Here is a 20,444-nt window from a genome sequence, read left to right as displayed (position 1 = left end):
GAAGTGAAGGTTTCACGTACCGCCAGGAGTTCATCCACCGGCCCGCGCGGGGGCACCCGGCGGTGATTCCCGGTGCCCGCCCTGCCTGCGGGACAATGACGGGTACACGAAAAAGATGGGACGCGGGACGAGAAGGCCGGGGGACACGGATGAGGGGCCCAGCACGTCTGGGAGCGGGTGCGCCCCAGGGCGCCGGAGTGGCCTTCGGGGCGCTGGTCGTCCTGGTGGTCGGCTCGCTGGCACTCGTCGCGCTGGATGTGGCGGCCTCACCGCTCGGCAAGCGCACGGTGGTCGCCGGGCTGACCGTGCTGGTGCTGATGCCCGCGGTCATGCTGGGCCAGTACGCGCCACCGCCGTACCGGCTGCCCTACCGCTGGCGGTGGGGGCTGCTGCTCGTCCAGGCGGTGCTGACGTACCTCCCGCTGCTGCTCTTCCACTACCGGTGGCTGAGCCTGCTGGGCTTCCTCGCCGGGGCCGTCCTACTGACCCTGCCGCCGAACACCTCCGTGCCGATCGCCCTGGCGGTGGGGGCGAGCGGTCCGCTGCTGGCCACCACCGGCCTCGTCGTCACCAACCGGAGCCCGCTCAGCATCCTGCTCGGTACGGCGATCACCGCGAGCACCGTCTTCGCGGTGGCCCACCTCGCGCTGCTCACGGCCCGGCTGCACGGCAGCAGGGAGCACGCGGCGCACCTCGCCGAGCAGCGGGAGCGCGAGCGGATGCAGCGGGATCTGCACGATCTGGTCGGCTCGTCGCTGACGGCGATCGCGCTCCAGGGCGAGGCGGCACTACGTGACCGGGGTGCCCCGGCCGTTCCCGGCGCCTCCGTGCGGGAGCGCCCCGCGCAGGAGCGCCGCGCGCTGACCGAGATCATCGCCCTGGCCCGGCGGCTCCACGACGACGTGCGGTCGATCAGCCGGCCGGACGGCGGGGACCTCAGCCTCTCCGAGGAGCTCGCCCACGCCCAGCGGGTGCTCACCGCGTCCGGTGTGGAGGTGCGGACCGTGCTGCCGCCGCGCGCCGGGTCCGCCCCGGCGGCGGTGGTGGGGTGCCTGCGCTTCGTGCTGCGCGAGGCGGTCGGCAACGTACTCCAGCACAGCCGGGCCACGCACTGCTCGATCGCCCTGCGCACGGACGGGACGGTGATCCGGCTGACGGTCCGCAACGACGGCGCCGAGGAGGCCGGCCGGTCCGGTGCGGTGTCCGGGCGGCAGGGTACGGGACTGGCCGGGCTGCGGGGCCGGGTCCTGGCGCTGGGCGGGGAGTTCACCGCCGGGGCCGAGGAGGGGACCTTCACCCTGACGGCGGCCGTGCCGGGGGCGGGGGCCGTCACGGAGGGTTCGTAGCGGTTACGGGCCGACGCACCCGGGTCCGTACCTCTCAGCCGTCCGGGCATGGCGAAGGGCCCCGCACCTCTCGCGAGATGCGGGGCCCCTCGTGCGGCTCAGTGAGCCACCAGGTCAGCGATGACCAAGCAGAGAACTACTTGATGATCTTGGTGACCTGGCCGGCGCCCACGGTCCGGCCACCCTCACGGATGGCGAACTTCAGGCCCTCTTCCATGGCGACCGGCTGGATCAGCGCGACGTCCATGAGGGTGTTGTCACCCGGCATGACCATCTCGGTGCCCTCGGGAAGGGTCACGACGCCCGTCACGTCCGTGGTACGGAAGTAGAACTGCGGGCGGTAGTTGTTGAAGAACGGGGTGTGGCGGCCACCCTCGTCCTTCGACAGGATGTAGGACTGCGCCTGGAACTCGGTGTGCGGCGTGACCGAACCCGGCTTGATGATGACCTGGCCGCGCTCGACGTCCTCGCGCTTGATGCCACGGAGGAGCAGACCGACGTTCTCACCGGCCTGGCCCTCGTCGAGCAGCTTGCGGAACATCTCGATGCCGGTGACCGTGGTGGTGGTCTTCTCGGTCTTGATACCGACGATGTCGACGGTCTCGTTGACCTTGAGGACACCACGCTCGATGCGGCCGGTGACGACCGTACCGCGACCGGTGATCGTGAAGACGTCCTCGATCGGCATGAGGAACGGCTTCTCGACGTCACGCTCGGGCTGCGGGATGGACTCGTCCACGGCGGCCATCAGGTTCAGGACCGACTGGCCCCACTCCTTGTCGCCCTCGAGGGCCTTGAGCGCCGAGACCTTGACGACGGGAACGTCGTCGCCCGGGAACTCGTACTCGGAGAGGAGCTCACGGACCTCGAGCTCGACGAGCTCCAGGATCTCCTCGTCGTCCACCATGTCGGCCTTGTTCAGGGCGACGACGATGTACGGAACGCCGACCTGGCGGGCCAGGAGCACGTGCTCCTTGGTCTGCGGCATCGGGCCGTCGGTGGCGGCGACCACGAGGATGGCGCCGTCCATCTGCGCGGCACCGGTGATCATGTTCTTGATGTAGTCCGCGTGACCCGGGCAGTCGACGTGCGCGTAGTGACGCGACTCCGTCTGGTACTCGACGTGCGCGATGGAGATGGTGATACCGCGCTGGCGCTCCTCGGGAGCCTTGTCGATCTGGTCGAAGGCCGAAGCCTCGTTCAGGTCCGGGTACGCGTCGTGCAGCACCTTGGTAATGGCGGCCGTGAGGGTCGTCTTACCGTGGTCGATGTGACCGATGGTGCCGATGTTGACGTGGGGCTTAGTCCGCTCGAACTTTGCCTTCGCCACTGGGGTCCTCCTGAGTGGTTCTGTACGCCTTGCTTCATCGGCGCCAGGTGATCTTTGCTGGGGTGCCGGCGCCGGGGGCATACGGCACAGTGCTCGCGCGCTGTGCCGTATGCCCGCCCGGCTCCGGTGACAAGCCTAAAGCGTGAGCTCGGGAGAGTTACTCGCCCTTGGCCTTCGCGATGATCTCCTCGGCGACGTTCCGCGGAACCTCGGCGTAGGAGTCGAACTGCATCGAGTAGCTTGCGCGACCCGAGGTCTTGCTGCGGAGGTCTCCGACGTAGCCGAACATCTCCGAGAGGGGCACGAGGCCCTTCACGACGCGAGCGCCGCTGCGCTCCTCCATGGCCTGGATCTGGCCACGGCGGGAGTTGAGGTCGCCGATGACATCGCCCATGTAGTCCTCGGGCGTGGTGACCTCGACGGCCATCATCGGCTCGAGGAGCACGGGAGATGCCTTGCGGGCACCTTCCTTGAACGCCTGCGAACCGGCGATCTTGAAGGCGAGCTCCGAGGAGTCGACCTCGTGGTAACCACCGTCGAGAAGGGTGACGCGGACGCCGACCATCTCGTAACCGGCCAGGATGCCGAACTGCATGGCTTCCTGGGCACCCGCGTCCACCGAGGGAATGTACTCACGGGGGATGCGGCCACCGGTGACCTTGTTGACGAACTCGTAGGAGGCGTCGCCACCCTCGATGGGCTCGAGGGCGATCTGCACCTTCGCGAACTGGCCGGTACCACCAGTCTGCTTCTTGTGCGTGTAGTCGATGCGCTCGACGGCCTTGCGGATCGTCTCGCGGTACGCGACCTGGGGCTTGCCGACGTTCGCCTCGACGCGGAACTCGCGCTTCATGCGGTCGACGAGCACCTCGAGGTGAAGCTCGCCCATACCACCGATGATGGTCTGGCCGGTCTCCTCGTCGGAGTGCACCTGGAAGGAGGGGTCCTCCTCCGAGAGACGCTGGATGGCGACACCCAGCTTCTCCTGGTCACCCTTGGACTTGGGCTCGATGGCGACCTGGATGACCGGCGCCGGGAAGTCCATGGACTCCAGGATGACCGGGTTCTTGTCGTCGCACAGCGTCTCACCGGTGGTGGTCTGCTTCAGGCCCATGACGGCGATGATGTCGCCGGCGCCCACCGACGCGATCTCCTCACGCTTGTTCGCGTGCATGCGGTAGATCTTGCCGATGCGCTCCTTCTTGCCCTTGACGGAGTTCAGCACCGCGGTGCCGGCCTCCAGGCGACCGGAGTAGATCCGGACGAAGGTGAGCTTGCCGAGGTGCGGGTCACTCGCGATCTTGAACGCCAGGCCGGAGAACGGCTCGTCGTCCGAGGGCTTGCGCTTGATGACGACCTCGGGGTCCTTGACGTCGTGGCCCTCGATGGCCTCGACGTCCAGGGGGGAGGGCAGGTAGCGCACGACCGCGTCGAGCAGGGGCTGGACGCCCTTGTTCTTGAACGCGGTGCCGCAGAACACGGGGGTGACGGTGACGGAGTCGGCGCCACCCTTCGACGCCAGGGTGATGCGGCGGATCGCCTCGTGCAGCTGCTCCTGGGTGGGCTCGTTGCCCTCCAGGTACAGCTCCATCATGGCGTCGTCGTTCTCGGCCACGGCCTCGAGGAGCTTGCCGCGCCACTCGGCGGCGGAGTCCTTGAGGTTGTCCGGGATCTCGACGATGTTGTACATCTCGCCCTTGGCGGCCTCTTCGGGGTACACGAAGGCCTTCATCGACACGAGGTCGACGACGCCCGTGAAGTCCGCTTCGGCGCCGATGGGGAGCTGCATGACGATCGGGGTCGCGCCGAGGCGGTCCACGATCATGTTGACGCAGCGCAGGAAGTCCGCGCCGGTGCGGTCGAGCTTGTTGACGAAGCAGATACGCGGCACGCCGTAGCGGTCCGCCTGACGCCACACGGTCTCGGACTGCGGCTCGACGCCCGCCACACCGTCGAACACGGTGACGGCGCCGTCGAGGACGCGGAGCGAACGCTCCACCTCGACGGTGAAGTCGACGTGACCGGGGGTGTCGATGATGTTGATGGTGTGGTCAACATCGTTGAGCGGCCAGTGACAGGTCGTCGCGGCGGACGTGATCGTGATGCCGCGCTCCTGCTCCTGCTCCATCCAGTCCATCGTGGCAGCGCCGTCGTGGACTTCACCGATCTTGTAGCTCACACCGGTGTAGAAGAGGATCCGCTCAGTGGTGGTCGTCTTGCCCGCGTCGATGTGGGCCATGATCCCGATGTTGCGGACCTTGGCCAGGTCAAGCGAAGTGGTGGCCATATGGCTCAGTCTTCTCTCGGTCTCGATGGGGTGAGCGACTACCAGCGGTAGTGCGCGAAGGCCTTGTTGGACTCGGCCATCTTGTGGGTGTCCTCACGCTTCTTGACCGAAGCGCCGAGGCCGTTGGAGGCGTCGAGCAGCTCGTTCATGAGGCGCTCGGTCATGGTCTTCTCGCGACGGGCGCGGGAGTAACCGACGAGCCAGCGCAGAGCCAGGGTCGAGGCACGACCGGGCTTGACCTCGATCGGCACCTGGTAGGTGGCGCCACCGACACGGCGGGACTTGACCTCGAGCGAGGGCTTGACGTTCTCAAGCGCGCGCTTCAGCGTGATGACCGGGTCGTTGCCGGTCTTCTCGCGGAGACCTTCCATGGCGCCGTAGACGATCCGCTCGGCGGTGGAACGCTTGCCGTCGAGCAGGATCTTGTTGATCAGCGACGTGACAAGAGGAGAGCTGTAGACCGGGTCGATGATGACCGGGCGCTTCGGGGCGGGGCCCTTACGAGGCATTCTTACTTCTCCTTCTTGGCGCCGTAGCGGCTGCGGGCCTGCTTGCGGTTCTTGACACCCTGGGTGTCGAGCGAACCGCGGATGATCTTGTAACGAACACCCGGCAGGTCCTTCACACGGCCACCACGCACGAGCACGATGGAGTGCTCCTGCAGGTTGTGTCCCTCACCCGGGATGTAGGCCGTGACCTCGATACCGGAGGTCAGACGCACACGCGCGACCTTACGGAGGGCCGAGTTCGGCTTCTTCGGGGTGGTCGTGAACACACGCGTGCAGACACCGCGACGCTGGGGCGAACCCTCGAGCGCGGGCGTCTTGTTCTTCTCGACCTTGTCCTGCCGGCCCTTCCGGACCAGCTGCTGGATCGTAGGCACTACTTCTCCGGTTTCTGTGTGCCGTTCGTGAAACTAACCTGGAACATCACCGACCCACGCGGTCGGGTGTGTCGAATACTGCAGACTTCCGCCCTAGGGGCAGAAGGGCGCAGATTGCGGTGGCTACGGACGAGCTCGCGGTGCGGTTGAGGACACGCACCGGAGCCCAGGCACACCCCAGGCACAAGGCTTGAGCGTACCTACCTCACGGAGCTGGGTCAAAACAAATGCTGTCCACCCCGACACGCCGGGGCCGCCGACCACGGCGGACGGGCCGCGGCCCCTGATGGCCGACGCTCCGGTCCATTGCCGGAACCCGGCAGCCAAGCGGCACGGGAACAGCGTACTCACGGACTGCCGCCGCCTTCCGCGCTGCCGGACAATACGGTCAGCCGACGACCGGCGGACCGGTCCGTGGGGGCGGTCCCGGCCAGAGGGGGTCCACACCGTGACAGCAGACCAGCGCGAGCCCGTGTTCCAGACGCCGAGCGCCGTCGAGACCGATATCAGCCTGGCCGTCATCGAGTACGGTGACGCCGCTTCCGCCTACGCCCCGGCGATGAGCGCCCCCGGGGTGCCGCAGTCCGTGGTCGACGACTACGCGATCGTCGTCGACATCCTGGCCCTCGCCCGCAGGGTCCCGCTGCCCGACGTACCGCCCCTGCTCGCCGTGGGCACCCGCGCACTGCTGCGGGTCCACCGGGGGCTGCTCGGCTGATCCCTCCCCGTACCTCTCCCCTACGTTCCACGAGCCGGCAGACCCTTCACCGGCTTCGGGCGCTCCTTCCCGGACTCCTTCATCGGAGGAGGTCGGGGCGGCCGGGCCGGTGGACGGCCAGGCGCGGGATGGTGGGGGCCCGGGAGTTCCGGTTCTTCGCCACCAGACCGGGGCCCGGCGGGGCGGATCGCGGTGGTGCGGGGGTGTCCGGGGAGTGTTCCGGTACGCCGTCGGGGCCTGGTTCCGGCCCCGGCGCGGGCTCCCCGGCTTCCGCCGCGTTCGGCGCGCCCTCCGTGGCGGTGGGCGCGTCCTGCGGGAACGGGATGACGGCGGCCTGGCCGGGGGTGCGGCCGACGAGCCTCAGCCTGCGGGTCCGGGCGATGCGCCGGGCCTGTTCCAGGGCGGGCTCGTACTGGTCGGCGGCGTCACGCCAGCCGTTCGCGTACGCCAGGAACTCGCGGCGCTCCAGCTCCGCCCGTAACAGGACGGCGACATCGGCCGGGGGGTGGTGCTCCAGGTACGCGCCGAGGGTGGCGAGCAGATCGGAGAAGCCGTCGGGCGGCCCGGAGGCCGGACCCGGACCGGCACCGCCGTGCCCCGTCGGCGCCTCGCGGGCGGGCGGGACCTTCTCCTCGTCCCGCTCCGGAGGCGCGCCGCACACCGTCCCGCCCCCGCGCTCGCCGGGGGAACCGCGTGCCGAGCGGGCACGCTCTTCACCCTCGACCATGCACGGCCCACTTTCACGTCCCATCGGTCGCCCCGAAGGGCGTGGAGCCTGCGGGAAGGGGGGGACAGGCCAGAAAAATCATACTGGCCGCGCATGCGGGGAAATCCGGTCAGCTACAGAGGAATCCGGTCAGCCCTTGCCCGCGCCCTTCACGGCGGCGGCCGAACCGTACTCGGCCTGGCTCCGCGCGGAGTCCGCATCCGCGGGCGGCAGGAACTGCGCCGCGACCCTGATGAACATGTCCCACTGATCGGGCGGGACGCCGAGCCCGGCGGCAGCCTCCTCAAGGGTCAGCCGGCGGTGCGGCGCGGCGGCCCCTGGCGCGCCGCCCCCGAGGTCCGGCAGCGGCAGATCCTCCTCGGAGAGGCGGCCCGAGCGGATCAGCATGTCGCGCACCGGGACGCGCAGGACGTGCGCGAGCCGCCGGGTCGTCTCCAGGTCCGGCATGCTCTGGCCCTGGAGCAGCCGGGTGATGGCCGCGCGGTGCACACCCGCGTCGTCGGCGAGACGCGACTTGCCCCCTCCGCGGGGACTGTCGATGTCGTAGCCACGCTGTCGGATCAGGTCCTCGACCCAGCTCGCGAACCGCTCCAGCTCACTCATGGTCATGGCGTCGCCTCCCTCCGAAGCAGGCACAGCGTAGCGCGCTCGCACGCACAGAATCCGCGCGCGTAAGCAACTTCATGTGTGGGTTTTGTTCGGATACCAGCCGTCACCGCGGCGACGGGCACTACCGGCCCACGGCCGCGAATCTTTGTTGCGCGCTCGCTCGCAACATGCCAGGGTGCCGGTCATGACCCCATTAACCCCGCAGCACGACGACGCGGACGGTCCGGATTCCTCGTGGTGGCGCTCGGCCGCCGCCTGCTCCGGAATGCCGCCGCAGGTCGTGTTCGCCCGCCGGGAGAGGGACGCCGCGCCCGCGCTGCAAGCCTGCGCGCGCTGCCCCGTTCTGCGCCGCTGCGAAGAGACCGTGGCGCCCGCCGACAGCTGGTTCGACGGCGTGAGCGCCGGCCGGCTCTGGCGCAACGGCCGCCCTGTCACCCGGCACACCAGCCAGCACCGAGGGGAACGCTGATGCCGCCCACCACGCCCGCACCCGCCGACGACACCGTCCTCTGGCTCGACCTGCTGGTCCGTCAGCTTCCCGAGCTCCTGGTGGAACTGGCCCCCGGCACCCGGAGCCGGCCGGCCGACCGGCCCGAGCCCGCCCCCGCCGAACTGGCCGCCCGCGACGCCCGTATCCGCGAGGAGCGCCACGAGGCGCTCGCCGTCGAGCAGGCGCACGGCCTCACCGCTCCCGGCCACACGGCCGCCCCCCTGCGCCTCCACGTCTCCGACGCGCTGCGCGACATCGGCGACGGCGTCCTGGAGCTCGACGAAGCCGTCCACGAGAAGCTGGGCCTGGGGCGGCCGCGCCGCACGAACGTGCCGCAACGGCTCCTCCGCATCCGCCGGCTCCTCGGCCGGATCGCGGCGGAACCCGTGCTCGCCGCCCACGTCAGGGACGAGCTCCGGCGGATGGCGAGGCGCTGCGGGCGCGCCCTCGGCGACACCGAGCCCATGGCCCGGGTGAGCGGCCGGTGCCCCTGGTGCGACTCCGTCTCGCTGCGCGCGTTCCCCGCCCGGCGGGCGGTGCTCTGCGTCAACCCGGGGTGCCGCTGCCCGGGCGCCGAGTGCGACTGCCGTACGGATGCGGCTTTCCGGCACCTCTGGTACGAGGACTCCTGGGCCACGCTCGCCCGTGCGGGCGGTGCCGACCCCGGCGAGATCGGGGCGGCGCTCGACGAGAGCGCGCCCGCGGCGACGGACCGCCGGACCCGATGAGCCCCGGCGCCGGAGTACAGCCGCTGATCACCGGCGTCCTCGCCGCCCAGGAGGTCGCCGTGGCACCGGCGACGATCCGCAAGTGGGTCCAGCTGGGCCGCCTCACGCCCGCCGGCCGCCAGGGCCGGGCCCAGCTCTTCCGGCTGGAGGACGTCTTCGCCGCGGAGCGGGCCGCGCGCGGGCGGTCCTGAACGCACGAAAACGAGGCGGCCGCACCCGGTCACGGGTGCGGCCGCCTCGTTCGTCCACGGCGGGTGTGACGGACCCGGCCACGGCCGGACAGCAGGGGGCGGGTGCCCCGATCGGTTCGCGGCGGCGCTCAGCGCTCTCCCGGACCCGGGGGCACCGCGCCGGGGCCGCCGTCGGGTCCGGGCAGCCGGACCGTGCGGGCCGCGTCGGCGCCGTCGCCGGCCGCCAGGTCCATGGCCTCGCGCCACCCGCTCGTGAAGCCCCGCACCTCCGCGTCGATGACCACCCGTGCGGCGACCTTGTTCAGGACCGCCGCCACCGTCTGGGCCATCTCCACGGTGTACGTTCCCGCCTCACCCGCCTCGGCCGCCACCTCGACGACCGCGGCCACTACATCGGCAAGCCGGTCTCCCGCACTGCTGACCATCACACCTCCCCTTCGTCACGTCAGGCGTCCACGCTCCAGAACCGCCACCTCATCGAATACACGTTCGATAAATCGCAGCGTAGCGCAGCGGCGCCGGAGTGCGCGGAGCCTCACGGGTCCCACACACCCCACGCCCCGGACGCGAACAGGCTGGTTGCGTGCTCGCGCGATCAGCTGTCCGGACTCCCCGTCATCAGCGGGCCGCCTGCCACAGCGTCAGGACCAGCGCCGCACAGGAGGTGAGCGCGGCCAGCGACGGCAGGGGCCACCGGGTGCGCTCCAGTGCGTCCAGCCGCTCCTCGTGCTCGCCGAGCACCTTGTCCGTCTGGTCCGCCCGTTGCAGCAGCAGCGCCAGATCACCCCGGGTGGTGGCGAACCCGACGTCCACCGAACGCCGCAGCCGCTCGAGCTCCACCGCCACGCCTCTCTCCTCGTGCTCCCGTGTCATCTGTGGATCTCCTCTCCCTCCGCCGCCTCCGCCGCGTCCCCGGCGGGCAGGCGGAGCCACGGCGGCAGCCATCGCTGCACGGCGGGCGCCGACATCGCGCGGCTGAGAGCGGCCGCGAGCGCGGCGGCTCCCGCCAGGACGGGAACGTCCCGTACGGCCGGCTCCCCGGCCAGCAGCGGAGCCGCCGCGAGCAGCGCGCAGCAGACCTGGGCGAATGTGCGCAGCGCACGGCGCGTCGAATCGGTCATGATCACCCTGCTCCTCCCTGTTCGAATCTCTGTCTGGATCTATGCCTGCATCCACGTCCGGGCCTGTGCGTCCGGACCTGTGTCCGGCCTTGTCCGAATCTGCGTCCGGACCTGCGTCCGGGTCTCTCCGCATCCGCATCCGTATCCGTATCCGGCCTCTGTGCCTGCGGCTCCGTCCGCGTCCGCGGGTCAGACCCGGGGGACGCGGAGCCGCTGCCAGCTCGCCCGCCCCGGGGTCCCGTCGGCGTCCGCGCCCCGGTAACCGAGCTTGCGCTGCCAGGCCGCGTAGGAACTGCGATCGGCCGCCCCCCAGACCGGCCCCGGACCGACGGAGTACCGGCCGCAGCCCTCGGCCACCAGCCGCCTGCCCACCGCCGTGAAGAGCGGGTCCCGGTGGCCGGGGACGAAGAAGGCCCCGCCGGGGAACGGCGCGTCATCCCGCACGGGCGGCGCGCCGGGCCCCGGGCGCGCGCCGAGCCGCCCGGCGACCCGGTTGCGCATCCCGGCCATGGAGAACGACGGATCGATCTTGCGCCGGGTCCACTCCTTGTGGCCGATCACGCTCGCCGCCGACCAGCCGTGCACACGGCACAGCGCGGCCGAGAGCCGCTCCACGGCGTCGAGCTGGGGTGCTGGGTAAGGGTCGCGGCCGGAGCCGAGGTTCTCGATCTCGAAGCCGTAGAAACGGGCGTTGCCATCGACGGCGTCCGGGCCCGGCGCGGGCAGCGGCAGCTCCTCTCGTACGGCGGCCAGCACCGCGGAGCTGCCGCTGCCGGCATGGTTGGTGCGGCCGTAGCCGACCAGGTGCACCACACCGTCCTTGGTGACGACACCGGCACAGAGCGGTCCGGGCAGCTCGGACGTGCCCCGGCGGCAGTAGCCGACGCTGCTGGAGCCGGCCGTGTGATGGAGCATCACACCGTGGACCGGCCCCCAGGCGCCCTTGTGGTTGCGGTTGTGACTGTGCCAGCCGGTGTGTTCGGTGACACGGACCCCCTCGGCGCGCAGGGCACGGACGAAGGCGTCGGCGGTCAGAGGTGCCGCCATGGGTTCTCTCCTCGGGTCGGGTCCGGCCGGTGCCGGCGCGGACCGGGGCGGGCGGAATCGGGCGGGAACGGCGACCGCCCCGGCCGTCGCGGAACACGACGGCCGGGGCGGAGCGGGGGCTGAGGCGGCGACGGCGCCGGGTCAGTGGACCGGGTCGACCCGCAGGAACCGGTTGGCGAACGTCGCCGTGCTGCTCGCCGCCGAGGACCGGTACGCGGGGGTGGCCGTGTAGGCGACACCGCCGGTCAGCCCGCTGACCTGGAACAAGGTCGACACGGAGCTCTGTCCGGTCCCGACGGAGACCGCCGCGCGGGTGTCGGCCGTGGCCAGGGTGACCGTCGTGCCCTGCTTGACCGTCACCGACATCAGGCCGGTCGCGGTGGCGACACTGGAGCTGATCCGCGCGCCGACGGTGACGATCACGGTCCCGGACGGGGGCGCGGTGAACGCGGTGACCATCGTGTCGCCCGTGGAGCCCGTGAGAGCGTCGGCGTACGTGGCCGATGTCGTCGTACCGGCGACGGGGTTCAGCTTCAGGACCGGGGTGGGAAGGACCGGGTGCCAGTAGCTGCCCGTGTAGTAGTAGTACCGGCCGGGGTTGGTGACCCAGGCCAGCATGCCCGTCACCGGCGCGGACACGGAGTTGAGCGCGACCGTGGTGGCCAGCCGCAGCACCGTCCGGCCGTCGAGGGCACTGGCGAGGGACTGGAGGTGCTGCGGGATGTTGGCCGCGTCGGCGGGCTGCGGGTAGGGGAGGCTGCTGAGCGGGGTGAGCTGGACCATGGAAGAACCCTCCTGGAAGGCCGGTACGGAAGAGGCCGGCGCCCCTGGCGGGGCACCGGCCTGCGGGTCGGGAAGGCGGGAGCGGTCAGCCGCCGATGGGCGGGGGCAGGGTGTCCGGGGGCATACCGCCGTCCCCCTCCCGCGTGGCCGGGTCGTCGATCGGCACCGGAACGGGCGCCGGGGCGTCCGGCGGCGGCCCCCAGGGGACACCCGCCGGCAGATCCGCCCCCGGGTCGGGGGCGGACGGAACGCCGACGGCCTGCCCCGGGTCCTCCGCCGCCCCGTGTGCCGGACCACCGTGCTCCGCACCGGAACCGGCTGCCGTACGCACGTCACCACCGTGTTCCGCGCTCACGCCGCACCTCCCAGCGTCTCCACCAGCGTCCGGTACGTCAGCTGCTCCGCCGTCAGATCGGCGAGCTGGGCGTACTGCGCCGTCACCATCTGGTACGTACGGAGCCGCCCGTAGGCCGGGTCCAGCGGTGCGTCCGGGATCAGTCCCCCGTCGGTCGGCACCCCGTTGTAGCCGGTCCCGCGCAGTACGAGGACCTGCTGCGGCGCCGACCCCGCAGCGCAGGTGGTGCGCATGCCGACGATCCACGCGAGGGTGTCGAGCTTCGCACCGGCCGTGTCCAGCACCCGTACGACATCACCGAGCTGGAGCCGGGGATCGTGCAGCACCTCGACCTCGCCGAGCACCGGTACGGGGTACCGCCCGGCGTCGAGCATGGTCTGGGCCAGGGTGTACGCCACGCTCCCGGACTGCACCCAGTCCGAAGCGGGCGCGTGGTACTGCTGCTTGCCGTAGTACCGCTGGCTCACCTCGCTCCAGCGCGCCCACACCCGCTGCTTCGGGTCGGCCGACCGCTTGAGCGGGTAGATCTGCACCGAGGGCTTGCCGTCCTTAGTGACCGTCCACACACTCGTCGTCCCGGTGTTCGTGAACCGGACGATGTACGCCGGTCCCTCCCGCCGGGAGCTCACCGTGACCTGGCCCTTCACCGCCGTACCGCCCGTCGGCGCACTGCCGAACCGCACCCGGTGACCGGCGGTCGAGGCAGGCGTGTCGTCCACGATCGTCAGCGGGCCGATATCGCTCTCGTCGTCGGCGATCGCGTACGAGACCTCCTGCGGGATGCCGGGCCTGAGCTCCCGGATCACGGTGTCGGCCTGCGGCTCACCGTGGACGAGTCCGATGCCCGTCCAGTCCTGGTAGGGCTGCTCGCAGTGGTTGCGGCAGGCGTCGATCTCCTCGCTGACGGTCAGGGCGGAGATGTCCCGGAGGGTGGTGACGGTGGCGTCCGGGGCGGCCGGCGTCCGGGCGAACCGCGACGGGCCACGCCAGCGGAAGACGCCCTGCTCGTCGAATTCGGCCGTGGACATCGACGCGCGGGCGATCTCCGTGATCGCGTCCCACTGCGAGCCGGAGACCGCGGGGATGTCGTACAGCGGCAGCGCGGCCTCGTCGAGCTCCGCGCCCTTGCGCCACTGGTCCTTCTGCTCCCACTCCGCGCGCGGATAGGACACGCTGTCCGCCCACAGCCGGTCGGTGACCTGGAGGCACTCCACGGCCATGTCGGTGACGAGGTCGATCTGCTGGAGTTCGGACCGCGGATGGGCCGCGACCGACTCGACGTAGGTCGCCGGGGTCCCGGCGTAGTACGTGCCGTCCGGCGCGGTGAGCCGGGGCTGGACCAGCGGCAGTACGGTGCTGCCGCTGCTCCGGGTGTCGACCGTGAACCCCAGGTGCCAGCTGCCCCGGAGGGCGGCCAGCTTGGGAAACGTCCACGTGAAGTACCAGTAACCGCCGTCGACCGTCCCCGACGCGATGTGGACGGCCCCTGTCGAGATGTCGAACTTTCCGCTCAGATAGCCCGCGGCCCCGCCGGTGCGGTCGAAGACGGCCTTCATCTCGACCGTGCTGCCCTTCGCCAGCGCCGTATTGACCCAGCACTCGACCTGGAAGACCTTGCCCGGGAGCACGAACCGCGAGCGCGGCATCCAGGACGCGCGCAGCCCCGGCTGCTCCGGCATCAGCGCCATCTCGAACGGGGCGCCGTCCCTGACCCAGCGGTACGACGCACTGCCCGGCAGCACCTCCGGCTGCCCGTACGTCGAGTTGAAGCCGCCGTGCAGGGAGGCGTACAGCACGGTGAACGGCGCCACGTCGGCCGCGTCGGCGAGCGGCGCGCGCGGCGGCGGGCAGGTGTGGATGCCGCCCTGCCGCAGGAGTTCGTCCACGCACCAGGTCGCGGTGGCGACCGGGCGGCCGTAGTAGAAGCCGTGGTACGGACGCGGCAGCGAAGCCGGGCCGCGCAGCCGCTCCGCGCCGTCCAGCGCCTGGACGGTGACCGTGTCACCGCCCGACGCCGCCGAGCGGGAGCGGACCGTACCCCGGAAAGCGGGCAGTGCCCGGCCGTCGACGCCGGCGGAGTGCACCACGGACTGCCCCGGCCGCACCACATCGCCGGTGGACCGTCCGGCCCACGCCGAGTAGAGCCGCGGCGCGGGTTCACCGCCGGCCCCGCCGAGCAGCAGCTCCAGCTGCGCCGAGGAGCTGCCGGACACCGCGCGCACCGCCTCCGGCAGATCGGTGCTGTACGCCCGCTCCACCTTCCACGACTGCACCTGGCCGCCGAGCTCCGTACCGCCGAGCCGGGTCGTGTGCACGGGCACCCGCTCCGGGGCGGCGAGCGCGGCGTCCAGGTTCTCGTCAGTTGGCTGCACCACGCACCTCCACGAGATCGATCCCGATGTTCCGGTACGGCAGCCGGGGCGCCGGGGTGTCGGTCAGGCCCGTGACCGCCATCGGCGGGCAGCCGTCGCCGAGTGCGTACGCGAACGGGGTCTCCCCGATGGTCAGGCAGGCGCCGGCCAGCGCGGTCGCGCCGGTCGCACCGGGCCGTCCCACCGGAGTGACGAAGGCCGCCTCCGCCGGGGCGGTGCCGGAGACCACGGTGCCGGAGGCCATGGCGGTCGACAGATACGAGCCGTCCAGTGCCTTCCAGTCGAGCTGCGCGGTGGACAGCGCGGGGTCCCACTCCGGCGGGACCATCCACGACACGTTCATCCCCGGCGCCACCGGCCACCCGGTCCAGGTTCCGTGCCGCCATCCGAGGGCGCTGGTGGCGTCCTTGCAGTCGCCGGTGAACACATCACCGGACGAGGGCCGCAGGGTGATGTCACCGGTCGCGGTGAACCAGTGGTCGCCGCCCCTGATGTGACGGCTCTGGCCCGCCGCCTGGAGCGGGTCGAGCAGGTTGACGGAGACGGGGTCGAGCACGACGGCCGAGCCACCGGCGTACGTGTTCCGCCCGAGCATGCCCGGTCCGCTGACCCGGCGCGCCAGGCGCACCAGGTGCTGGGCGTCCTCGGGCTCCAGCCACTCGAAGGAGAGCTTCATCCGGCGGGTGGTCAGGGGCGGGGCGACGAGCGTCGACTGCCCTTCCAGGGAACGGAATTCGGTGACGTTGAGGTCCGGGCTGCGATCCCAGCTCCTGGCCGCCTGGGAGATCTCCCGCAGCAGACCGGGCTTGCCGATCCAGAGGTTCCTTGCCATGTCCGCCTACCTCCGGGCGAGCTGGCGCTGTCCGGCGAGGACGGCGCGGGCGATGGTCTGGGAGTCCACCTGTACGTGGACGGGGCGTTCGGCCAGCCGCTCGACGGCGGCGGCGAGACGGGCTGTCTGGGCCCGGCCGGCGCCGGGGCTCATCATCCGGTCGAGCTTGCTCAGCGGGATGACGGCCTCGGACTCACCGGCCTCGCCGATCAGTGCCAGGGTTCCGCCGTTGCGGGCGGGCACGACACCGCCCTGGGCGAGACGCGGGACGGGGATGCTCGGCAGGCTGATCGAGAACGACTTGCCGCCGAACTTGGGCACCCAGCCCGGGATGCTCACCTTGAACCTGCTCAGGGCGCCGATGACGACGTTGACCGCGGTCGCGAAGCCGCGGAACGGGGCGAGCAGCACGTTGCCGATGCCCCGCAGGACCGGCCCGATGGCCTTCATCGCGGCAGAGGTCGCGGACCGGATGGCGGCCATCCCGGTCCTGAACCCCTTCTGCACGACGGCGACGATCTTGTCGACCTTCACGAACTGCAGGATGAGCGGCGCGAGCAACGTCATGATCAGCCCGAACGGACTGGCCGCCATGGCGAGGTTGAGCCCCCGCTGCGCCAGGCTCGCCCCCTTGAGGCCCTTGGTCAGCCCGCCGCCCATGGTCCGGCCGGCCTTGTCGGCGTTCTTGCCGGCCCGGCCGACGGACTTCTCCACCTCGTCGGACTGCTGCTTGACCCCGCGCAGCGCGGTCCTCGCCCGATCCGCCGACCCCTTGAGCCTGTCGAGCGAGGACCTGAACCGGTCGGCGGACGTACGGGACTTGCCGAGGGCGCCGTCGGCCTGCCCCAGGGAGGTCCTGAACTGCCCGGCACCGGTCCGGCTCCTCGTGAGGGACGTCTGGAGCCTCCCCAGCGAACCGCGGAACCTGTCGGCGGCCCCTCCGGACTTCCCCAGCGCCAGGTCGGCGTTGCGCAGTCCGCCACGCAGCCTGCCGATGGCCGTGTCGCCGTTGCCGGCCGCGGTGCGGAGTCCGCCCAGGGCGCCGGATGCCTTGCCGGCACCGCCCCCGACACTCCCCATGGCCGCTCCCGCCCGGCTCAGCGAGTTCCTCAGTGTGCCGAGCCGGGCGTCCACTCCGGTGATGGCTTGCTTCAAATTCATTTGTTCCTCAATTCGCTGGAAGAACGGCCATCAGATCCCTCCGAGCGCCTGACTGAGCCGCTGAACGGAGGTCCTCATCTTGTTGAATTCATCCCTCTTTCTCGAACGTGCACCGAGATCGATCCCACTCCCCACACTGCGCAGCTGGCTCCGCAGCCGGGCGATATCCCTGTTCGCATCGTCCGCCGATTCCTTCGCGGACCTCGCCGCTTCCCGCGCCTTCCTGATCTCCTCGCCCTCCGTTTTGGCGAGGAACATCGCCTTCAGCCGGTCGTCGAGCTTCTTCTCCTTCTCGGACGCCTTCGCGGACTCAGCTTCCTTGACATTTCTCCAGGTGACTTTCTGCACTCCACGGAAGGTGATCCCCTTCTCGTCGACCTTCCAGAGGCTATAGTCCACCTTGAGGATCTGCGCGGTAACCGCGACGACCGAGACGACGACCTTCAGCGCCTCGACATCCAGCTTGAGCGCGGTCACGGAATGACTGAAACCGGTGAGACTCTTCTTTACTCCCGATATCTCCTTGCTGACGAAATACAGGTCCTTATCGACATCGAATCCCATGCGTACTCCTCATTGCACCAGGGCCGTTCAGTGCCGTAGCCTCCCGCCATGAATACCGATGACGGTTATGCTCCGGTGCTCACCACGAAGACCAGAAAAGGTCGCTTTTCGGCCCCTATGGCCGCTCGGATGTGCAGAGCGCGGAAGCATTCCGCCAGAGTGGTCCTGGCTCTTCCGGGGGCGCACCGCTATCCGTTCCAGGACGGGTCGATCGCCGACATGGCACGCAGGGCGGCCAGAGTGGGGGGATTTCTTTCCGGCACGCCCCTTCTGGACAGCTGGATCTACACGTCAACAGCTCATCGGGTTCCGCCGCTCGACGTCCGGAGCCCTCAGCGCTGGATCGGCGACTGGGCCGCACTGCCGAAGGAGTCCCTGCTTCCCCGGGACGGAGAACCGCGTAACCTCCTCCTGAGGAATGCCGACGAGTTCTCCTTGTTCGGACCCGAAGATGCCGCTGCGGCGATCAATGAAATCTCTCGCGGTGTGTCCGACGACGGCGAGCCGACTCTGGTTCTCTTCTTCGTCTACGCCCTCCGGTCGGAGGGGACACACCTGGCAAGCGCACTCGACGGCGCGGCCGGGAAGAATGTTTTCTGGCAATTCTTCGGAGACACTTCCGACGGCGGCTCCGCCCTGAGTCACCTCGACGCACTGCGCGCCGAAGCCCCGCACATCAGAAACGTCGGCCTCTACAACGGCTGGGACCGCATCCAGGAGACCCCCGAGTACCTCTTCTACCGCGGCGTCCTCGGTCCTTTCGCGCGCTGGCAGGCCAGGCGTTCGCCTTCGACGGCCTGACCTCAGGCGAAGAACCGGTGGAGCGCGGCTCCATCGGGCAGCTCCCGCCCCGCCTCACCGGTCTCCGTGGCGTCGGCGTCCTCACCGCCCGTATCCGCGTCGCCGGGGCGGCGGACCGGCACGGGGTAGTCCAGTGGCTCCGTGTCCTCGTCCTGGTTCACCGTGGCGAACATCCAGTTCGCTTCGGCGAGCTGGTCCACCGCCGTGGCCAGCAGATAGTCGGAGACCGACCATTCCGCCGCCTCGCCGTGCAGTTCCCGCGTCACCGCGCTGTCCTTCGGCAGATGTCTGAGCAGCACCGCGAGCCGCCGGGAGGACAGCAGCCCGCGGTGCCAGTCGAGCAGATCGAGACCGTAATGGCGGAGCAGGTCCGCCTCAAGGGCCTCGGCGTGTTCGTCGACGAACGCGCCGAGGCTCAGTCTTCCCCCAGGCCGAGCCCGGTCTCCTTGCCGTACGCCTCCAGAATGGCGGCGATGTCCTGCATGGTGATCTCGTGGCGGTCGAACCGCGCGTACTGCTTCTCGCCGAGCAGCAGCCGCAGCAGACCGTCGATGTCGTTGTCGTCGAGGTCGCGCAGCTTGCGGGCGGTCGCGCGGGTCAGTTCGGTCGGCAGCTCGAAGACATCGTCGTCGAGCTCGAAGGTCCAGGCGCGGCCGAGCGCTTCGAGGCGCTGGGCGCGAGCGGCGTTGACGTTGAAGCCGGACATGCGGGGCTCCTCTACGAGAGGTGGAAAGCGGGAGGGAGATGTACGGGCAGCGGTGGCGGAACCGGGGCGAACCCGGCCCCGCCACCGCGAACAGAGCGGCTACGCGGCGCCGAACGCCTTGTCCTTCATGATCCAGGTCGCCAGCGTCGAGCTGTTCTCCTCGGCCAGCGCAGTGAAGGTGACCCCGAGCTTCAGCGAGCCCGTACGGGTCAGGGCGATCTCCTCGGTCTCGGTGACCTGACCGCGCGGGATGATGAAGCGGTACGTGACATCGGCGCCGTCCTTGAACTCGATGCCGAGCTGGCGCTCGTCCTGCTTCGGCTCGGCCGCCAGCTTGTACTGGTAGGTGTCCGTCACACCGGCCGCGGTCACCGGAGTGACGGCGTCACCGCCCATGAAGAACGACAGCGTGTCCTTGTTCAGCTGGAGCAGCTGGAACTTCACCGTCAGATCGCGGTCCGAGTAGATGAACCGCGCCGGGCTCACCGACTGCCAGGTGTCGACCGGGTCGATCTTGTCCTTCTTGTTGAACTTGATGCCGTCGGTGGTGGTGTAGCCCAGCTCGGTCCAGCCGGCGGCCCACGCGTCGCCGGTGTGGGCCGGTGCCGCCGGACCGGTCGCACCGGCCTTCGCGACCAGAATCCGGCCACTGCCGGCCACACGGATCTGACTGCCGTTGTTGCCTGCCATGTCTGCTCCTCGGTGAGAGTGCGGTGCGGGCGGTATCCGGCCCGCGCCGATGTGCGGAAACGACGAAGGCCCCGCCGGTGGCGGGGCCTGCAAGGAAGAACGTTCGGGTGAAGCGGTCAGGCGGGCCGTACGGAGATCCGTACGGTGGAGAGGTACCGGTGACCGGCGGGCCGGTTGTGGTCGGGCAGCCAGCGCGGCCCGTCCGCCTCGGTGACATCGGTGACCGCCGCCCCGCCGTACGTGGTGCCGGTCAGGGTGAGGACGGCGGCACGGGCCGCGAGCGCGACCGTGTGCGCCGCTGTCTTGTCCGGCCCGTAGACCTCGAGGTCGATCAGCGGCTGGTCGAGATGGAGGTCGTCCACCCACGCGCCGCCGACGCGGGAGACGAGGACGGCCTTCTGGGTGCCGTCGAAGCCGGGCGGGGGCCTGTTGTCGATCACCGTCCCGGCCAGCTCCGGCCGGTTCCTGAGGTGGTCGACGACCAGCCGTTCCGCGTCCGGGAAAGCAAGGGGACTCACATGGACACTCCCTTCGGGGGCCTGCGGTGCGGTGCTGCGGAAAACACAGAGCGGCAGGTCCGCCGCCCGGGTGTTCCGGGCGCAGCTCTGCCGCTGCCCCAACTGTGATCCATGGAGAGCGACTTCGCAACTCAGTACGGAACCGGGCTGCTCCGGGAAGGCCGCACACGCCGGAGGGCGGCCAC

Annotated in this window: 27 protein-coding genes; 6 read left to right on the top strand and 21 right to left on the bottom strand. The window is 70.5% G+C overall.

The window, feature by feature from the left end; all coding sequences use genetic code 11:
* The first annotated feature begins 149 nt into the window (after positions 1 to 149).
* Positions 150 to 1,346 carry a two-component sensor histidine kinase gene (locus B7C62_22005; GenBank protein ID ARF74604.1) on the top strand — a complete coding sequence of 399 codons (1,197 nt, stop codon included), beginning with the start codon at positions 150 to 152 and terminating at the stop codon, positions 1,344 to 1,346.
* A gap of 136 nt (positions 1,347 to 1,482) precedes the next feature.
* On the opposite strand, the gene B7C62_22000 is transcribed toward B7C62_22005, so the two are convergent.
* From B7C62_22000 to B7C62_21985, 4 genes are all read right to left on the bottom strand, one after another.
* Positions 1,483 to 2,676 carry an elongation factor Tu gene (locus B7C62_22000; GenBank protein ID ARF74603.1) on the bottom strand — a complete coding sequence of 398 codons (1,194 nt, stop codon included), beginning with the start codon at positions 2,674 to 2,676 and terminating at the stop codon, positions 1,483 to 1,485.
* Between the two features lie 157 nt (positions 2,677 to 2,833).
* Complete coding sequence (locus tag B7C62_21995) at positions 2,834 to 4,963, bottom strand: elongation factor G (GenBank protein ID ARF74602.1); 2,130 nt, start codon at positions 4,961 to 4,963, stop codon at positions 2,834 to 2,836.
* A gap of 38 nt (positions 4,964 to 5,001) precedes the next feature.
* Positions 5,002 to 5,472 (bottom strand): 30S ribosomal protein S7, encoded by a 471-nt coding sequence (locus B7C62_21990; GenBank protein ID ARF74601.1) that lies wholly within the window; start codon positions 5,470 to 5,472, stop codon positions 5,002 to 5,004.
* Between the two features lie 2 nt (positions 5,473 to 5,474).
* Positions 5,475 to 5,846: a 30S ribosomal protein S12 gene (locus tag B7C62_21985; GenBank protein ARF74600.1), complete on the bottom strand. Its 372-nt coding sequence runs from the start codon at positions 5,844 to 5,846 to the stop codon at positions 5,475 to 5,477.
* Positions 5,847 to 6,294: 448 nt separating this feature from the next.
* On the opposite strand from B7C62_21985, the gene B7C62_21980 reads away from it, so the two are divergent.
* Positions 6,295 to 6,564, top strand: a complete 270-nt coding sequence (locus B7C62_21980; protein ID ARF74599.1) for a hypothetical protein — start codon at positions 6,295 to 6,297, stop codon at positions 6,562 to 6,564.
* A 79-nt stretch (positions 6,565 to 6,643) separates the two neighbouring features.
* Here B7C62_21980 and B7C62_21975 read toward each other — a convergent pair whose 3' ends face one another.
* Both B7C62_21975 and B7C62_21970 read right to left on the bottom strand, forming a co-directional pair.
* Positions 6,644 to 7,291 (bottom strand): hypothetical protein, encoded by a 648-nt coding sequence (locus B7C62_21975; protein ARF74598.1) that lies wholly within the window; start codon positions 7,289 to 7,291, stop codon positions 6,644 to 6,646.
* 129 nt (positions 7,292 to 7,420) lie between these two features.
* Entirely contained in the window at positions 7,421 to 7,900 is a 480-nt protein-coding gene (locus B7C62_21970; GenBank protein ARF74597.1) for a transcriptional regulator, read from the bottom strand.
* A gap of 184 nt (positions 7,901 to 8,084) precedes the next feature.
* On the opposite strand from B7C62_21970, the gene B7C62_21965 reads away from it, so the two are divergent.
* Genes B7C62_21965 through B7C62_21955 form a run of 3 tightly spaced genes read left to right on the top strand, consistent with a single transcriptional unit; the run spans position 8,085 to position 9,309 of the window.
* Positions 8,085 to 8,369: a hypothetical protein gene (locus tag B7C62_21965; GenBank protein ARF74596.1), complete on the top strand. Its 285-nt coding sequence runs from the start codon at positions 8,085 to 8,087 to the stop codon at positions 8,367 to 8,369.
* A complete protein-coding gene (locus tag B7C62_21960) occupies positions 8,369 to 9,118 on the top strand; it encodes a hypothetical protein (protein ARF74595.1) in 750 nt (249 codons plus the stop codon). Before B7C62_21965 ends, B7C62_21960 begins: the two co-directional genes overlap by 1 nt.
* The gene (locus tag B7C62_21955; GenBank protein ID ARF74594.1) at positions 9,115 to 9,309 is read left to right on the top strand and encodes a hypothetical protein; all 195 of its coding nucleotides are present in this window, start codon (positions 9,115 to 9,117) and stop codon (positions 9,307 to 9,309) included. Before B7C62_21960 ends, B7C62_21955 begins: the two co-directional genes overlap by 4 nt.
* A gap of 128 nt (positions 9,310 to 9,437) precedes the next feature.
* Here the strand turns inward: B7C62_21955 and B7C62_21950 are convergent, their stop codons facing one another.
* The 11 genes from B7C62_21950 to B7C62_21900 all read right to left on the bottom strand — a co-directional run bounded on the left by B7C62_21950 (position 9,438) and on the right by B7C62_21900 (position 17,544).
* Positions 9,438 to 9,734: a hypothetical protein gene (locus B7C62_21950; GenBank protein ID ARF74593.1), complete on the bottom strand. Its 297-nt coding sequence runs from the start codon at positions 9,732 to 9,734 to the stop codon at positions 9,438 to 9,440.
* Between the two features lie 193 nt (positions 9,735 to 9,927).
* A complete protein-coding gene (locus B7C62_21945) occupies positions 9,928 to 10,182 on the bottom strand; it encodes a hypothetical protein (GenBank protein ID ARF74592.1) in 255 nt (84 codons plus the stop codon).
* Complete coding sequence (locus B7C62_21940; protein ARF77318.1) at positions 10,179 to 10,430, bottom strand: hypothetical protein; 252 nt, start codon at positions 10,428 to 10,430, stop codon at positions 10,179 to 10,181. Before B7C62_21940 ends, B7C62_21945 begins: the two co-directional genes overlap by 4 nt.
* Positions 10,431 to 10,619: 189 nt before the next feature.
* Positions 10,620 to 11,477 (bottom strand): N-acetylmuramoyl-L-alanine amidase, encoded by an 858-nt coding sequence (locus B7C62_21935; protein ARF74591.1) that lies wholly within the window; start codon positions 11,475 to 11,477, stop codon positions 10,620 to 10,622.
* Positions 11,462 to 11,716 (bottom strand): hypothetical protein, encoded by a 255-nt coding sequence (locus tag B7C62_21930; GenBank protein ID ARF74590.1) that lies wholly within the window; start codon positions 11,714 to 11,716, stop codon positions 11,462 to 11,464. Before B7C62_21930 ends, B7C62_21935 begins: the two co-directional genes overlap by 16 nt.
* The gene (locus B7C62_21925; GenBank protein ID ARF74589.1) at positions 11,619 to 12,260 is read right to left on the bottom strand and encodes a hypothetical protein; all 642 of its coding nucleotides are present in this window, start codon (positions 12,258 to 12,260) and stop codon (positions 11,619 to 11,621) included. Before B7C62_21925 ends, B7C62_21930 begins: the two co-directional genes overlap by 98 nt.
* Positions 12,261 to 12,345: 85 nt before the next feature.
* Positions 12,346 to 12,591, bottom strand: coding sequence for a hypothetical protein (locus B7C62_21920; GenBank protein ARF74588.1), 246 nt, complete (start codon positions 12,589 to 12,591; stop codon positions 12,346 to 12,348).
* Positions 12,592 to 12,611: 20 nt separating this feature from the next.
* Positions 12,612 to 14,990, bottom strand: a complete 2,379-nt coding sequence (locus B7C62_21915; GenBank protein ID ARF74587.1) for a hypothetical protein — start codon at positions 14,988 to 14,990, stop codon at positions 12,612 to 12,614.
* Positions 14,974 to 15,819 (bottom strand): hypothetical protein, encoded by an 846-nt coding sequence (locus tag B7C62_21910; protein ARF74586.1) that lies wholly within the window; start codon positions 15,817 to 15,819, stop codon positions 14,974 to 14,976. Before B7C62_21910 ends, B7C62_21915 begins: the two co-directional genes overlap by 17 nt.
* 6 nt (positions 15,820 to 15,825) lie before the next feature.
* Positions 15,826 to 16,731: a hypothetical protein gene (locus B7C62_21905; protein ID ARF77317.1), complete on the bottom strand. Its 906-nt coding sequence runs from the start codon at positions 16,729 to 16,731 to the stop codon at positions 15,826 to 15,828.
* Between the two features lie 279 nt (positions 16,732 to 17,010).
* Positions 17,011 to 17,544 (bottom strand): hypothetical protein, encoded by a 534-nt coding sequence (locus B7C62_21900; protein ARF74585.1) that lies wholly within the window; start codon positions 17,542 to 17,544, stop codon positions 17,011 to 17,013.
* Positions 17,545 to 17,592: 48 nt separating this feature from the next.
* Between B7C62_21900 and B7C62_21895 the strand changes: the two genes are divergently transcribed.
* Positions 17,593 to 18,345: a hypothetical protein gene (locus B7C62_21895; GenBank protein ID ARF74584.1), complete on the top strand. Its 753-nt coding sequence runs from the start codon at positions 17,593 to 17,595 to the stop codon at positions 18,343 to 18,345.
* Between the two features lie 2 nt (positions 18,346 to 18,347).
* Here the strand turns inward: B7C62_21895 and B7C62_21890 are convergent, their stop codons facing one another.
* From B7C62_21890 to B7C62_21875, 4 genes are all read right to left on the bottom strand, one after another.
* Complete coding sequence (locus B7C62_21890) at positions 18,348 to 18,713, bottom strand: hypothetical protein (protein ID ARF77316.1); 366 nt, start codon at positions 18,711 to 18,713, stop codon at positions 18,348 to 18,350.
* A gap of 47 nt (positions 18,714 to 18,760) precedes the next feature.
* Entirely contained in the window at positions 18,761 to 19,051 is a 291-nt protein-coding gene (locus tag B7C62_21885; GenBank protein ID ARF74583.1) for a hypothetical protein, read from the bottom strand.
* Between the two features lie 99 nt (positions 19,052 to 19,150).
* Complete coding sequence (locus B7C62_21880) at positions 19,151 to 19,741, bottom strand: phage tail protein (protein ARF74582.1); 591 nt, start codon at positions 19,739 to 19,741, stop codon at positions 19,151 to 19,153.
* A gap of 116 nt (positions 19,742 to 19,857) precedes the next feature.
* A complete protein-coding gene (locus tag B7C62_21875) occupies positions 19,858 to 20,259 on the bottom strand; it encodes a hypothetical protein (GenBank protein ID ARF74581.1) in 402 nt (133 codons plus the stop codon).
* Between the last annotated feature and the right edge of the window lie 185 nt (positions 20,260 to 20,444).

It is taken from the genome of Kitasatospora albolonga, assembly GCA_002082585.1.
In the GTDB taxonomy this organism is placed as follows: Bacteria; Actinomycetota; Actinomycetes; order Streptomycetales; family Streptomycetaceae; genus Streptomyces; species Streptomyces stephensoniae.
Note: the sequence above shows the minus strand (reverse complement) of the source record. Positions and strands in the feature narration are given on the sequence as shown.

Coding starts and splice junctions, on each gene's coding strand:
- B7C62_22005 (ARF74604.1), top strand. CDS start 150: ATGAGGGGCCCAGCACGTCTGGGAGCGGGTGCGCCCCAGGGCGCCGGA.
- B7C62_21995 (ARF74602.1), bottom strand. CDS start 4,963: ATGGCCACCACTTCGCTTGACCTGGCCAAGGTCCGCAACATCGGGATC.
- B7C62_21990 (ARF74601.1), bottom strand. CDS start 5,472: ATGCCTCGTAAGGGCCCCGCCCCGAAGCGCCCGGTCATCATCGACCCG.
- B7C62_21975 (ARF74598.1), bottom strand. CDS start 7,291: ATGGTCGAGGGTGAAGAGCGTGCCCGCTCGGCACGCGGTTCCCCCGGC.
- B7C62_21970 (ARF74597.1), bottom strand. CDS start 7,900: ATGACCATGAGTGAGCTGGAGCGGTTCGCGAGCTGGGTCGAGGACCTG.
- B7C62_21965 (ARF74596.1), top strand. CDS start 8,085: ATGACCCCATTAACCCCGCAGCACGACGACGCGGACGGTCCGGATTCC.
- B7C62_21960 (ARF74595.1), top strand. CDS start 8,369: ATGCCGCCCACCACGCCCGCACCCGCCGACGACACCGTCCTCTGGCTC.
- B7C62_21955 (ARF74594.1), top strand. CDS start 9,115: ATGAGCCCCGGCGCCGGAGTACAGCCGCTGATCACCGGCGTCCTCGCC.
- B7C62_21950 (ARF74593.1), bottom strand. CDS start 9,734: ATGGTCAGCAGTGCGGGAGACCGGCTTGCCGATGTAGTGGCCGCGGTC.
- B7C62_21945 (ARF74592.1), bottom strand. CDS start 10,182: ATGACACGGGAGCACGAGGAGAGAGGCGTGGCGGTGGAGCTCGAGCGG.
- B7C62_21940 (ARF77318.1), bottom strand. CDS start 10,430: ATGACCGATTCGACGCGCCGTGCGCTGCGCACATTCGCCCAGGTCTGC.
- B7C62_21935 (ARF74591.1), bottom strand. CDS start 11,477: ATGGCGGCACCTCTGACCGCCGACGCCTTCGTCCGTGCCCTGCGCGCC.
- B7C62_21925 (ARF74589.1), bottom strand. CDS start 12,260: ATGGTCCAGCTCACCCCGCTCAGCAGCCTCCCCTACCCGCAGCCCGCC.
- B7C62_21910 (ARF74586.1), bottom strand. CDS start 15,819: ATGGCAAGGAACCTCTGGATCGGCAAGCCCGGTCTGCTGCGGGAGATC.
- B7C62_21900 (ARF74585.1), bottom strand. CDS start 17,544: ATGGGATTCGATGTCGATAAGGACCTGTATTTCGTCAGCAAGGAGATA.
- B7C62_21895 (ARF74584.1), top strand. CDS start 17,593: ATGAATACCGATGACGGTTATGCTCCGGTGCTCACCACGAAGACCAGA.
- B7C62_21885 (ARF74583.1), bottom strand. CDS start 19,051: ATGTCCGGCTTCAACGTCAACGCCGCTCGCGCCCAGCGCCTCGAAGCG.
- B7C62_21880 (ARF74582.1), bottom strand. CDS start 19,741: ATGGCAGGCAACAACGGCAGTCAGATCCGTGTGGCCGGCAGTGGCCGG.